The 12312-nt window shown below is 72.6% G+C and carries 15 protein-coding genes; 10 read left to right on the top strand and 5 right to left on the bottom strand.

The genetic code is table 11. The annotated features are described in order from the left end of the window. Positions 1 to 113 precede the first annotated feature (113 nt). Together ABEB06_RS05745 and ABEB06_RS05740 are read left to right on the top strand one after the other, a co-directional pair. Positions 114 to 524 carry a hypothetical protein gene (locus ABEB06_RS05745; RefSeq protein WP_345701746.1) on the top strand — a complete coding sequence of 137 codons (411 nt, stop codon included), beginning with the start codon at positions 114 to 116 and terminating at the stop codon, positions 522 to 524. A 268-nt stretch (positions 525 to 792) separates the two neighbouring features. Further along, entirely contained in the window at positions 793 to 1092 is a 300-nt protein-coding gene (locus ABEB06_RS05740; RefSeq protein WP_345695689.1) for a hypothetical protein, read from the top strand. Positions 1093 to 1348: 256 nt separating this feature from the next. Here the strand turns inward: ABEB06_RS05740 and ABEB06_RS05735 are convergent, their stop codons facing one another. Both ABEB06_RS05735 and ABEB06_RS05730 read right to left on the bottom strand, forming a co-directional pair. After that, the gene (locus tag ABEB06_RS05735; RefSeq protein ID WP_345695688.1) at positions 1349 to 1873 is read right to left on the bottom strand and encodes a ribosome recycling factor; all 525 of its coding nucleotides are present in this window, start codon (positions 1871 to 1873) and stop codon (positions 1349 to 1351) included. Between the two features lie 388 nt (positions 1874 to 2261). Continuing rightward, positions 2262 to 2606 carry a hypothetical protein gene (locus ABEB06_RS05730; RefSeq protein ID WP_345695687.1) on the bottom strand — a complete coding sequence of 115 codons (345 nt, stop codon included), beginning with the start codon at positions 2604 to 2606 and terminating at the stop codon, positions 2262 to 2264. A gap of 384 nt (positions 2607 to 2990) precedes the next feature. On the opposite strand from ABEB06_RS05730, the gene ABEB06_RS05725 reads away from it, so the two are divergent. The 4 genes from ABEB06_RS05725 (at position 2991) to ABEB06_RS05710 (ending at position 5024) form a co-directional block, all read left to right on the top strand. Further along, positions 2991 to 3440, top strand: a complete 450-nt coding sequence (locus tag ABEB06_RS05725; protein ID WP_345695686.1) for an SRPBCC family protein — start codon at positions 2991 to 2993, stop codon at positions 3438 to 3440. 217 nt (positions 3441 to 3657) lie between these two features. Further along, positions 3658 to 4050, top strand: coding sequence for an STAS domain-containing protein (locus ABEB06_RS05720; RefSeq protein ID WP_345695685.1), 393 nt, complete (start codon positions 3658 to 3660; stop codon positions 4048 to 4050). A gap of 83 nt (positions 4051 to 4133) precedes the next feature. Continuing rightward, positions 4134 to 4553 carry an ATP-binding protein gene (locus ABEB06_RS05715; RefSeq protein ID WP_345695684.1) on the top strand — a complete coding sequence of 140 codons (420 nt, stop codon included), beginning with the start codon at positions 4134 to 4136 and terminating at the stop codon, positions 4551 to 4553. Between the two features lie 288 nt (positions 4554 to 4841). Continuing rightward, positions 4842 to 5024 (top strand): hypothetical protein, encoded by a 183-nt coding sequence (locus ABEB06_RS05710; protein WP_345695683.1) that lies wholly within the window; start codon positions 4842 to 4844, stop codon positions 5022 to 5024. A 146-nt stretch (positions 5025 to 5170) separates the two neighbouring features. Here the strand turns inward: ABEB06_RS05710 and ABEB06_RS05705 are convergent, their stop codons facing one another. Next, positions 5171 to 5620 (bottom strand): DUF5994 family protein, encoded by a 450-nt coding sequence (locus ABEB06_RS05705; protein WP_345695682.1) that lies wholly within the window; start codon positions 5618 to 5620, stop codon positions 5171 to 5173. Positions 5621 to 5925: 305 nt separating this feature from the next. On the opposite strand from ABEB06_RS05705, the gene ABEB06_RS05700 reads away from it, so the two are divergent. The 4 genes from ABEB06_RS05700 to ABEB06_RS05685 all read left to right on the top strand — a co-directional run bounded on the left by ABEB06_RS05700 (position 5926) and on the right by ABEB06_RS05685 (position 10039). Further along, on the top strand, positions 5926 to 6351 hold the full coding sequence (locus ABEB06_RS05700) for a CBS domain-containing protein (RefSeq protein WP_345695681.1): 426 nt from the start codon (positions 5926 to 5928) through the stop codon (positions 6349 to 6351). Positions 6352 to 6916: 565 nt separating this feature from the next. Next, the gene (locus ABEB06_RS05695) at positions 6917 to 7513 is read left to right on the top strand and encodes a TetR/AcrR family transcriptional regulator (protein WP_345695680.1); all 597 of its coding nucleotides are present in this window, start codon (positions 6917 to 6919) and stop codon (positions 7511 to 7513) included. A gap of 121 nt (positions 7514 to 7634) precedes the next feature. Next, positions 7635 to 8558 (top strand): TauD/TfdA dioxygenase family protein, encoded by a 924-nt coding sequence (locus tag ABEB06_RS05690; RefSeq protein ID WP_345695679.1) that lies wholly within the window; start codon positions 7635 to 7637, stop codon positions 8556 to 8558. A gap of 161 nt (positions 8559 to 8719) precedes the next feature. Further along, entirely contained in the window at positions 8720 to 10039 is a 1320-nt protein-coding gene (locus ABEB06_RS05685; protein ID WP_345695678.1) for an MFS transporter, read from the top strand. Between the two features lie 190 nt (positions 10040 to 10229). Here the strand turns inward: ABEB06_RS05685 and ABEB06_RS05680 are convergent, their stop codons facing one another. Next, positions 10230 to 11432, bottom strand: a complete 1203-nt coding sequence (locus tag ABEB06_RS05680; RefSeq protein WP_345695677.1) for a hypothetical protein — start codon at positions 11430 to 11432, stop codon at positions 10230 to 10232. Further along, positions 11429 to 12307 carry a hypothetical protein gene (locus ABEB06_RS05675; protein ID WP_345695676.1) on the bottom strand — a complete coding sequence of 293 codons (879 nt, stop codon included), beginning with the start codon at positions 12305 to 12307 and terminating at the stop codon, positions 11429 to 11431. The genes ABEB06_RS05680 and ABEB06_RS05675 overlap by 4 nt, the downstream gene beginning before the upstream one ends. Between the last annotated feature and the right edge of the window lie 5 nt (positions 12308 to 12312).

Here is a 12312-nt window from a genome sequence, read left to right as displayed (position 1 = left end):
TCGGGCGGGCGGCGCGCCATCGCGGTCCGCCCGATGCGCACGCCTGGGCCAGCCTGCGCACTGAAGCCTCGTCACAGCACGCGTCGTTGCAGCACTAGGGTGTGTCCGTGGACATGCAGAAGACCGTCACGCGCCTGACCGAGGAGGCCGAGCTCCAACTCCACGGCGAGCAGTGGCAACCCACCCCCGTTGATCGCACGCTCGCCGCGCAGGCCGCGGCCGAGCTCGAGGAGGCCGTCGGGCCGCCGGAGGTCCAGCGGGCCCTGCCGGCGATCGAGTGCCTCGAGCGCCTGCGCACCGCGCTCGCGGTCCTCGCGGTCACCCTCGCCCGGGTCCACGGGCACCTCGCCTGGTTCCTCGCCGCAGCGAGCACCGCGCTCGCGCCCGTCCTGCACTGGCGGGCCCTGCCGGCCGACGACGGCTACTCCTTCGGGGCCGTCCTGCCCACGCCCGAGCAGTACGCGGATGCCGAGGACGCCGTCCGCCTGCTCCAGCAGACCCTCGCCCGCATCGCCGCCCAATGACCCGGAGTGCGAGGTCCAGTCCTGCTGTCACGGATCAGGTGCAGGGCGCTCGTCTTCGGGCAGCCGCGATCGGTGCGCCCTCACCTGACGCTGTTCATGAGGGGCCGCAGTCGTTCAGTACTTCCGACCGCACCCCGGCGGCTGCAGTTCGAACAAGCCGCCCGTCGGACTCGTGGGGGCTTGTGTGTCGGAGGACTGCGGGGTCCAGACGCGGCCGCCGGTAGGTGGCCGCCGTGACCAATGGCGGACGGTAGTCGTCAACCCGGTCATGACTGCCCTTGCGAAGCGTGCCGCTGCGACGGCCGCCCTCCTCGGTGCTGCCCCCGCCACCACTGCGGCGATCGCCCCCACCGCCACTGCTGCCGGTCTTCTGCCTCCAGGCATCGGCGGTCTCGGCCCCACCGTCGGGAAGCTCGAAGGCGCCACCGGCGGCGCTGTCGGCGGTCTCATGGGCACCATCGCGTCCGCAGCGCCGAAGGTCGACCATTTCCCCGGCGCCGGCGCCGGCGTCGTTGGCGCGGTCACAGGCATGGGTCCGAAGGTGAACGTGGATCCCAGCGCGGGCTGAGGCGTCGTCGCCGGCTTGGCCGATGCTGGGCCGCCCCGGCCGCAAGGGCCGCCCAACCGGATCCAAGCCGCCCGCAGGTCAGGTCGTGTGGATAGGTGCTGCACGACCTGACCTGCGGGCGGCGGAGGTTTCGAAGTGCTGTCGCCGTGCTGCTCCCGGCTCAGCGCGCGTCGCTGGCGCGGGGGTACCGCCCACGGCCGGTCGCCCGCCGCACCGGGCGAACCTGGTGCGGCGGGCGGCCGGGAGGAACCGGTCCTCAGACGGAGAGAAGTTCCCCTTCCCTGTCCTGCGCCGCCACGTCGATCTGCTGCTCGTACTGCTCGGCGAGCACGCGCAGCTCCTGCGCCTGGCCCTCGCCGCCGGCCTTGACCACCGCCTGCAGCGCCTTCTGCACCGAGTCCTTCGCCTCGTCGCGCCGCTCGTGGATCAGCTTGACGGCCTCGGCGCACTGGTCGCGGGTCAGGGGCGGGACCGCGATGGTGATGACGCCATTCTTGGTGCTGGAGGTCACCCCCAGGTCGGCCTTGCGGATGGCTTCCTCGATCGCGGTGGTCGTCTCGGAGTCGTAGGGCTTGAGCAGAATGGTGGCGGAATCGGGAAATTCGATGTCCGCCGCCGAGCTCAGGGGCGTCGGGGAGCCGTAGACGTCCGCCTTGACGTCCTTCAGCAGGTTCTTGTCCGCCCAGCCCGTGGGGATCTTCTTCAGACTGCGAAGGAGATTGTCGTAGGTCTCCTTGAGCTCCTGGGTGAGGTCGCTGCGGGCCTGGTCGTTCGTGGACACGGAGGTACCGCCTTCCGGTTCGGTGGATTTACCGCCCCGCTGCCCCGAGCCGTAGCGCGGAATCCCTCGGTGGCAGCCGTCCCCCCGATCGAGGTACAGCCCGATCGACCAATGGCCGTACGGCGACGAACGGACATCCGGCGGTGTCCCACTGGACCGCAGGGCAACGCGCGCAGGCGGAGGAGCGAGCGAATCGGCACAACAGGTGCGATCAACAGCGGCGGCGCCGCGAGACGGCACTACCTGCCGGGCCTGACGAGAAGACCGCCGGGCAGCCGCCCCGGGCGGCGCCGAAGGGGCATCACCGGGGTGTCCGACGGGTGCGACGCGACAGAAAACCGGAAGGACACCTGGCAGACGCCGCAGCCGGCACGGCCGCCGGGGTCGGTCAGCTGTCTTCGGCGCGTGGCGCGCAGTCCTCGGGAGGCGGCCGGGCGTCGAGCCAGCGCTCGATGAGCCGGTAGGTGTCCAGGGCCCGGTCGATCGCCCCGCCGGCTGCCGTCCCGCCGGTGCGGGACGGCAGGTTGTTGAAGGCGGACATCGCCCGGTTCGCCGCCCACAGGCGCAGCAGTTCCTCGTCGCCTTCTTCGAGTCTGCCGGAGCGGGCGAACCGCTCCCGCCGGGCGTGCACCTCCCGGGCGTCGCCGGTGCCGAATCCTCCCGTCCGCGCGAGGGCCTCCCGGTCGGCGAAGAACCGGTCGACCACCTCGCGCGCGTCCGCCTGACCGTCCATGACCGCCTCCACGGGTCCTCGTTCCAGCCTGCCACCGCCCCGATCCCGCGCACCGGGGCCGACCGGCCCCTCCGGTGTCCCGTCCGGCCCTACGTGCACCGCGGAGGTTCCACAGGCCGGCGTCGCCGGAGCGCGACCTCCTGCCGGAGCCGGCGGAGCGTGTTCACCCGCGTGGTGCAGCCGCCCCAAACGCCCCGCCAAAAGCTCCTGGGCGCGGGGAGAGCCGACGGCCGGCCGGGCTTGGACGGGCGCGGGGCCGGTTGTTGCGGTTGCGGCCGTGACGGGTTGCGGGCGGGATGGGGAACGGACCCGTGTCAGCTCCCGTCGATGGGGCAGGAGACGCGGGGCCCGATGAATTCCGAAGCGATGAGGAGTGGGTTCGGCATGAGCAAGGTGCAGGAATCGATCGACGTTGACGTGCCCGTCAGCACCGCCTACAACCAGTGGACGCAGTTCGAGGAGTTCCCGAACTTCATGGACGGCGTGGAGGAGATCACGCAGATCGACGACCGGCACAACCACTGGAAGACGAAGATCGCCGGTGTCTCCCGGGAGTTCGACACCGAGATCGTCGACCAGGTCCCGGACGACCACGTCGCCTGGCGGACCATCAGCGGCGACGTGCAGCAGACCGGGATGGTGCGGTTCGAGCCGATCGACGCCACCCACACCCGGGTCATGATGGAGATGGACTTCCAGCCCGGGGGCATGGCCGAGAAGGCCGCCGACATGATGGGCATGCTCGACCGGCAGGTCAAGGGCGACCTCAAGCGGTTCAAGCACTTCATCGAGGAGCGCGGCGCCGCCACCGGCGGATACCGCGACCGTCTCTGACCCCGCGGCCCACGCAGCTCTGCCGGGGCGGGCCTTCGACCCCTGTGTCGGGCCCGCCCTGAGGCGTTCCAGCCGCCCTCGCGGACGGTGGGCCCGCACCGGCGGGTCGGCGCGGGGGCCGGGGGGTAACGTGGTGGCACCGGTGATGCCTGCCGGGCTTCACCGACGCCGGGTGGACGCGGACCCGCCCGCTGCGGTCCTTGGAGGTGCGGCCGAGGTGACGGTACCTGTCCTGAAGACGAGCACGCGCAGGGTCGGTCCGGTGGTGGTGTGCGCGTTCACCGGCGACATGATCATGGAGTGCGAGGAGGTCGGCGCCCGCGCCCTGACGCGGGCGCTCGCTGAGCGACCGGGGATGCTGGCCGTGGACCTCGCCGGGGTGGAGCTGTTCACCTCCTCGGCGCTGAACGTCCTCCTGCAGGCGCGGCGCGCGGCGGCCGACCAGGGCGTGCCGCTGGTCCTCGTCAACCCGAACCGGATCGTGCGCCAGGTCCTGACACTGACCGGGGCCACCGAGCTGTTCCCGACCTACCCCACCGCCGAGGTCGCCGCCCGGGCCCACGCCCGCAGCGCCGACCACGGCGAACCGGGTGGCGGTGGCGGCGGGTAGTCGGATGCTGCCGCCCGGGTGTGGACCGCACGGTGGCGGGAAGGCGCGTGAGTCGGAGCACGACCGGCCCCTGGGACCCTGAGATGACCACCTCGTCCACCACCTGCCGCCGACATCTCGACTTCCACCCCGGCGACGCCACCTCGCTGGGCATCGACGTCCTGCGCCAGGCCCTGGTGGACTGGCACCTGAACGCGCTGAGCGAGGACGCCGTCCTGGTCGCCGCGGAACTCCTCGCCAACGCCGCCCGCCACACCCCCGGCGTCCTGAGCATGGACCTCGACTTCGACGGCTCCGCCCTGCGGATCACCGTGACCGACCCCAGCCCCGCCCCGCCCCACGTCCTGCCCCACCGGCCGGACCGACCCCACGGCCACGGCATGTACCTCATCGACCAACTCGCCGCCGCCTGGGGCCACCGGCCCCACGACCGGGGCAAGGACGTCTGGGCCGACCTCACCACCACGACACCGCGCCACAGCGGTACCGAGAGGATCGGCTGACGGCCGACTTGGCACCCCGACGCAGCTCCGTCCACCGGTACGGCAACGCTTCCTGATCATGGCCGCTCCTGCTCCTCCAAGGCCTACCGCCGCCGCGAGACCCGTCGGCAGGACGCCGTCGCCCTCATTGCCTCGCGCGTCGAAACAAGCGGCGCCGGCTCGGAGCGCGGCGAGCAGTTCCCGGAACTCGTCGTCGCCGTCCAGGGCGATGCCGCCCGGTTCCCCGAGCGGCTGGAGCAGACCCGGCGCGGCAAGGGCGGCGACCCGCGCTGCATCGAGGCCCTGGCCTTGCTGGAGACGCAGCTCGACCGCGCGACCCGGCGAATACTGCGCCAGGCCCGCTTCCCGCGCTACGAGATGCTGTCCGCCCGACGTGCCGCGCTCGACGCCTCCGCCAAGGCTCCGGCCGAGGAACCCACCTGGCCGCGCGTCGAAACCGGAGCCCCCGTCCGACGCCGCCTCGGCGGCTGACCGGGGCGCCGCGTACCTTGTTCCTCACGTCGAATCACCCGCCGCAGGCGACGTCGTCTCTGATGAGGATTCCGCGAAGACGGCTCTGGCCGGAGCTCAGTCAAATCCCAGGTCAGCGGCTGAGGAGACGAACGTGCACAGCAGCACTACTGCGGTCGGTTCCGAAAGGCGGCCGACGCTTGGCTCCCAGATGATCCCCCGAGCAGGAGTTCGGCGGCCGGGGTGTGGTTACCGGTTGCTGCGGCCCCCGCCATCGCCCAGGAAGCATCCTGCCGGTCGGTGAGCGGCGGTACGACCAGGAGGAGGAAGTGGTCCTGGAAACCCCGGGTGACACTGATGGTTGCGTCACTGCCGGTGAACCAGTTGATTTTGACCATCAGGCCGTTCGCCACGAGGGATCGGGGCACCCCGTCCCAGGCCGAGGTGTCGAGGCCGACCCGGACGATGCGCCCCAGGTGGGCGCTGAGCGCGGTGATCAGGTCCGGGAGCTCGGCGAGGACTTGGTTCGAGCGGGGCCACCACGCGCCGTCGAAGATCCCCTCCCGGGACATCGTCGGCTCCAGCACCAGGCGCGGCAGCAGCGGAACACCGGGCACTGACCACGGCCCAGGGGAGGAAGGAGTGGGGAGGGGGATCGGCATCATGCGGGGCCGCCCGTCCGGTCCGTGAGGGACCAATCATGACCCAGGGCGACACCAGCGCGAATGCCGATATTCGGAATGTCCTCGGTTGTCTCCCACGGTACTCCGCAACGGGCTCCCCCGGGGGGCGGCCCGGCCGCAGGAGTACGCTCGAAATCATCCAGGGCACCCCGTATTCCGGTACTCGTTCCGGCTTCGTTCTGGGTGAAGGACGTTCCGGACAGCCTCGGGCGAGCCCGGAGACGGGAACGGTGTACACCGTGACCACTCATTCCCCGCAGTCGGCACGTCCGGGCCACGGCCTCACGGTCGCCGACGCCATGGACCCCTGCGACTACCAGATAGCCGACGACAGCACCGTCGACCAGGCCAACGACATCTTCCACAGCGCCCACGTCGAGTACCTGCTCGTGCGCGACCACAACGGCCGGTGCGAAGGACTGGTCACCCGCGCCGGCCTCCACCCGTTCCTGGCCCGCTCCTGGGACGCCGAGCGGACTGCGATCAGCGCCACCTCGCACCAGCGAGGCCCGTTCACGTGGCCGACCATGGGTCTGGCCCTGGCCGCGCTCGCGATGCGGATCAAGCACCTGGCCGTCTGGCCCGTCGTCGACGAGGACGGCCACATCCTCGGCGTGCTCACCTCGGACCGGGTCGCCGGTCTACTCGCCACCAGGCCGGTCTGAGCCGTCGCGTCCGCCGGAGCACTGGCTCGCCGGCGCTCGTGTCCTCCGCCGACGGCGGCGAAGCCGGGCGCGGCGCTGACCGCTGACTTGGGCAGGCGTTTGTTGCAGTGAGTTGGTGGCCTTCGTCGTGTTCTGCGCGAAATTTTCGGACAGTGGTTCCTTGCGTACGGAGGATCGGCGAAGGACCGTCGCACAGCCAAGTACATCCCTCCGCACTCGAGGACGGTCTCACCCTCGGGCGCCGGGCCACCATCGTCGGCTTCACCTCCTGCTCGAACAACTCGGCTGCCTGCACCCGCGCCGACTCCCCGCGCAGCCGTTTCGCGGCGGTCGGCCCGCCTCCATCCGCGCATCGCACACGCCACCGGATGCAGCCGTCACTTCAGGCTCATCAGGCACTTGGCGCGGATTCACCCTGACGGGCCGAAGGCAGTAACGACCCGCCACCTCGGAGCCGGATTCGCCCCGAACCCTGCTGGGTGACGGCGTGTCGTAGGGGCGTGGCCCGTCCGCCCGGTGTGTCGCCCGTGTCGTTCGCGCGGGGCGCGGCTCGTAAGGTCGGGGCATGGTCGACAAGCAGGGTCAGGGTGTGGTGCGGGGTCCGGGGCGGCCCCGGGAGGAGCGGGTCACCCGCGCGGCGCTGGACGCGGTCGTCGCGTTGGTCGCGGAACAGGGCATGAGCGCGGTGACGATGGACGCTGTCGCCGAGCGGGCGGGGGTGAGCAAGCCGGCCATCTACCGGCGTTGGTCCGGCAAGCAGGAGCTGATCATCGCCGCCGCCGAGGCGTGGATCGGCGAGCTGTCCGTCCCCGACCGGGGCGACTTCCGTGCGGAGCTGCACGAGTTGCTCACCGCGCGCTTGGAGTCCTACCGGCAGCCCGGTGTGGACCGGTTGCTGGCCGGTGTCATCGGCGCGTCGGCGGAGGCGGGCGCCGACCGGGGTGCGTACGGCGCGTACTCCGCGCGGGTCATGGGGGAGACCCGGCGCATCCTGGAGCGCGGGATCGCGCGCGGCGACGTCCGGGCGGACACCGACGTCCGGGCGGTGGCCACGATGGTGGCCGCGCCGATGGTGTTCCGCCTGGTGGGGGAGCTGGAGCCGCCGGACCGGCACCTGGTGGACGCGGTGGTCGAGCTGGTCGGCCGCGCGGTGGGGGCGTAGCGCCGATGCGGGGCCGGGCCGGTCCGGGCTCCTGAAACCGGTCTCTCCGGACCCTTGCCGAGGCATGCCCCGATAACGATACTTCCGGTAACGAATTGCTGGTCGTCCCCGGAGGTTCCCCATGCCGACGTCTGCCGCCGCGTCCGCGTCCGTCCTGTCCAAGCCCCTGATCCACTTCGGGCGCCGCGTTCTGGACCGCACCGCTCCCGGAACCCCGGAAGCCACGTACCGACTCCTGGACATCACGCCACTCACCCCGCACATCGGTGCGGAGATCTCTGGCATCGACCTCTCCGGCCCGATCGGCGGCGACCTCGCCGAGGAGCTGCGCCAGGCCCTGCTGGAGTGGAAGGTGGTCTTCTTCCGCGACCAGCACGCCTTCGGCCCGGAGCACCACCTCGCCCTCGCCGCGGTCTGGGGCGAGCCGGAGGCCAACCCGTTCTTTCCCAAGGGCGACACCATCGGCGTCTCCCGCCTGGCCAAGGACGCCATGGCCGTCGGCAACGAGAACATCTGGCACAGCGACCACTCCTTCATGGTCAATCCCGCTCTCGGCTCCGTCCTGCGGGCGGTCGAGGTGCCGGCCGCAGGCGGCGACACCATGTGGGCGGACATGGGTGCCGCGTACGACAACCTCTCCGAGGCCGTGAAGGCCCGGATCGAGAACCTCACCGCGGTGCACGACTGGGTCCCCACCTGGGGTTCGATGATGACGGAGGAGCAGATCGCCCACTTGCGCGAGCGGCTTCCCGCCGTAGAGCACCCGGTCGTCGTCCGTCACCCGCGCACCGGACGGAAGCTGCTGTACGTCAACGAGCCCTTCACCACCCGGATCGTCGGCCTGCCCCAGGCCGAAAGCCAGGAACTCCTCAACGAGCTCGTCCTCCAGGCCCGCATCCCCGAGTTCCAGGTGCGCTTCCGCTGGCAGCCGGACTCGGTGGCGATCTGGGACAACATCGCGGTCCAGCACTACGCGATCAACGACTACTACCCCGCGCGCCGCGTCATGGAGCGCATCGCGATCGCCGGAGTCCCGCTCTCCTGAGACCCGCGCGCCGCAGCCCCACCGGACGCTGCCGACCCTGCCGCCCCGCCCCGTCCGCCGTGCCGTAGCGGGGCGGCCCCCGGCCCACGGCCCCGGCTGCGGCGTACGGACAGCCCATCCACCGCGCCCCCGCCAGTACCTCTCCCGGAGGAACCCTCCTCGTGACCGCCGCCGACACTCCAGCGAGACCGAGCAACGAAGCCCCTCCCGCAGGGCGCCCCTCCGGCGCCCGTGCCTGGACGGTCACCGTCCTGCTCGTGGTCTTCATGATGGTCAACTTCGCCGACAAGTCCGTCCTCGGTCTCGCCGCCGACGAGATCCGCGCGGACATGGGCCTGTCCGCGACCGACTTCGGGCTCGCCAACAGCGCCTTCTTCCTGCTCTTCTCCGTCGCCGCCGTCGTGGTGGGGCTGCTCGCCGACCGCGTGCGGCCGAAGTGGCTGCTGCTGGGCATGGCCGCGCTCTGGTCGGTCGCGCAGGTGCCGGCCGCCGTCGGGGGCGGCCTGACCGTCCTGATCGGTTCGCGGGTCCTGCTGGGCGCGGCGGAGGGGCCTGCCTTCCCCGTCGCGCAGAAGGCCACGCTGGCCTGGTTCCCCAACCACAGGCGCAACCTGCCCGGCGCGCTGATCACCCTCGGCGTGACCCTGGGGGTGATCACCGCGGCCCCCGGGCTGACCTGGGTCATCCACGGGCACGGCTGGCGGGCGGCGCTCTGGGTGGTCGCTGCGATCGGCGCGGTGTGGGCGGCGGTGTGGGCCGTCCTCGGCGCCGACGGCGAACACCGCACCGACGACGACGCCGCACCCGCCGGGGCGGCTCCCTCCCACGCCGCGTCCGCCGCCGCGGACCGCGCCACGTACCGGCGGATCCTCGGCACCCGCACCTGGATCGGCACCACCGTCGCCTACTTCACCACCTACTGGTGCGTGGCGCTGTCGCTGGTGTGGCTGCCCTCCTACCTGCGCAACGGCCTCGGTCACTCCTCCGAGGCCGCGGGCCGGCTGATCGTCGTGCCCTGGCTGCTCGGCGCTGTCGCACTGCTCGGCCAGGCTTGGCTCACCGGCCGGCTGATGCGCCGCGGGGTCCCCAGCCGCAAGGCCCGAGGCTGGGTCGGCGGCAGCCTGCTGCTCGTCGCCGCCGCCGCCTGCCTGGCCCTGCCGCTGGTGGACGGAACCCCGGCGAAGACCGTCCTGGTGGCCGTCGGCTTCGGTCTGGGCGGATCCTTCGCGACCGTCGCGGTCACCACCGTCGCCGAACTCGCCCCGGCCGTACGCCGGGGCGGCGCCCTGGGCTGGATGAACGCCGCGGTCACCACCGCCGGCCTGATCGCCCCGGCCGTCGTCGGACGCCTCGTCGACAGCCAGGGCACGGCGGGCTACCAGAGCGCCGCGCTGCTCTCGGGCGTGCTGCTGACGGTGGGCGCGCTGTGCGCCTTCACCCTGATCGACCCGGCCCGCGACATCCCCCGCCTGCACGCCTGACCTGCGCCTGACCGTGTCGCCGACCCCGACAACCGACCGGTCACCCGCCCGGCGTGCCGCGTGCCCGTCGAGCACAGGACCATGAAGCCCCGCACGGGCCCAAGCGCTACGAGTCCGGCGCCGGAGCGCCAACCACCGAACCGGGTCACCGGCTCACTCGAGCGGAGTCGCCGATGGACCGTCCGGCGGGTCAGCCGCTCACGGAGAAGGGCTGGGGCGGAAGCGGTTCGCCGTCGGCCCCCTTGCCGGTGGCGTCGAGGCCGACCACGGTCAGCCGGTTCCCGTCCGTCACGACGCTGCGGGGTATCCGGCCGCCGACCGTGCTGCTCTGCGGGAGGTCCAGCGGTTGCCAGCCGCGGGAGGTCAGCTGCGCGCCGATGGGCTGGTAGACGCTGCCGGTACGGGTGTGGCCCACGACGGCGATCCCGCCCGGGGTACGGGTGGCGCCGTCGAGTCGGCCCGCGCCGAGACCGGTCTCCTGGCGGGTCCAGGCGCGGCCGTCGAAGTGGGCGGCGAGGACCCGGTCCTGCCGGGTCGGTCCGCTCTCGGTGCCCACCGCCCACACGTCGCCGGGACCCGCCGCGACCAGCCGGGTGAGTTCGCCGTAGCGGGAGTCCAGGTCGGGCGCGGCGACCTTGCTCCAGGCGTGGCCGTCGTAGTGCAGCAGCAGCGGACTGGTCCAGCCGTCCGGGGTGCCGAGCGAGCCGGCGGCCCAGACGTCGGACGGCCCGGTGGCGACCACGTCGGCGAGCGTCCAGTAGTCGGTGCCGAGGTCGAGCGTCGGCACCCGCTCCCAGGACTCGCCGTTCCAGTGCTCGATCACGCCGTAGAAGGTCAGGTAGTCGTCCGGCTGGTAGTGGCCGACCGCCCATACGTCGTCGGGACCGCCGGCGGCCGCGAGCGCTCTGATCCCACCTCCCATCGAGTGCTCGGGCAGGGGCGCGTCCTGCACCTGCCAGCGGCCGGCGCGGTAGCGGCCGACCGGAACGCTGCCGCCCTGCCCGCTGCCGGTCACCCAGGTGCCGTCGGCGCCGTCGGGGGCGATGGCCGAGGCCTCCAGACCCCGGGGAAGGGCGAGTTCGTGCCAGGACCGGTCCGCACCGTCCCGGATGAAGGCCACCGGGGTCACGGTCGTGCCCCGTCCTTGCCCGGTCTGCCGGGCGCCGACCGCCCAGGTGGCGCGGCCCCCGCCGCGGGCCGCGTCCTGGAGGCCGACGTTCGTACCCTCCGGGAAGGCGTCCGGAGCCCAGACCCGCGCGCCCGGCGCCCGGTCCGGCGCGTCGGACGTCCGGCCCTGCGTCACCGGCAGCACGGCCTGCGCGTCGGCCGGGGTGGCCGTCGCCAGCAGAACGCCGGGCAGCAGCAGGGTGGTCAGTGCGGTGCGGTGCTTCACTGGTTCGCTCCCTCGTCGTAGGACACCCCGGGACTCTCCACCGGGTGCAGGTCGGCTTCCTGGACCAGGTCCAGGACACGGGGCGCCAGGACGAACCCGGCCATCTGGTCGGCCGTGACCGGCGCCGAACCACCCGTACTGTCATCGGGACTGACGCTCACCGACACGTCGCTGCCACCGAAGTGGAAGGACGCCCTGGTGAGTGTCACCGTGCCGTCGCCCTCTGGCACCACCTGGACCGAAGCCGATGCGCCGTCGGGCAGCTCGACCAGCGTGCAGGTCCCCAGCTTGCCGGGCGCACCGGCCGGGCAGGTGCGCTCTCGCGGGCCGTTCGGGGCGGGGCGCACCGAGAACCGGATGAAGTAGCTGCCCTGCGGGGACTTCCCCAGGTAACCGGAGACCTGGTCGTCGATCAGGTTGATGCCGCCGACCCCCGGCGGCAGCAGGTCCTGCAGCACGGCGGCGGTCCGCTGCCGGAAGGCCTCCACCCGCACCCGCTCGCCGTTCGTACCGCCGGAAGCCGACGGCGACGCGGTCGGCGGCGGCGACGCCGTCGGGGAGAGCCGCACGGTGGGGAAGACCCGCGCCGGCGTCCCGTCCCCGGCCGCCAGCGGCACCGTCCCCGCCCCGCCGCTCCCGGGCCCGGTACCGGTCCCCAGGACGGCCGTCAGCCCGAAGGACGCCAGCACCGCCGTCCCCAGTACCGCCCCGCCGATTGCCAGCCGCGATCGCAACCGCCGTCGCCGCCCCTCCCGCACCGCCCGGAGCGTCATCCCGGGCGGGGGGACCAGTTCCCCCGCGACCCGGCCCATCGCCTCCCTGACGAAGAGCACCCCGGGCGCGTCCTCCTGCTCCTGCACGTCGTCCTCCTTCACGTTTC

Source organism: Kitasatospora terrestris (assembly GCF_039542905.1).
Lineage (GTDB): Bacteria > Actinomycetota > Actinomycetes > Streptomycetales > Streptomycetaceae > Kitasatospora > Kitasatospora terrestris.
Note: the sequence above shows the minus strand (reverse complement) of the source record. Positions and strands in the feature narration are given on the sequence as shown.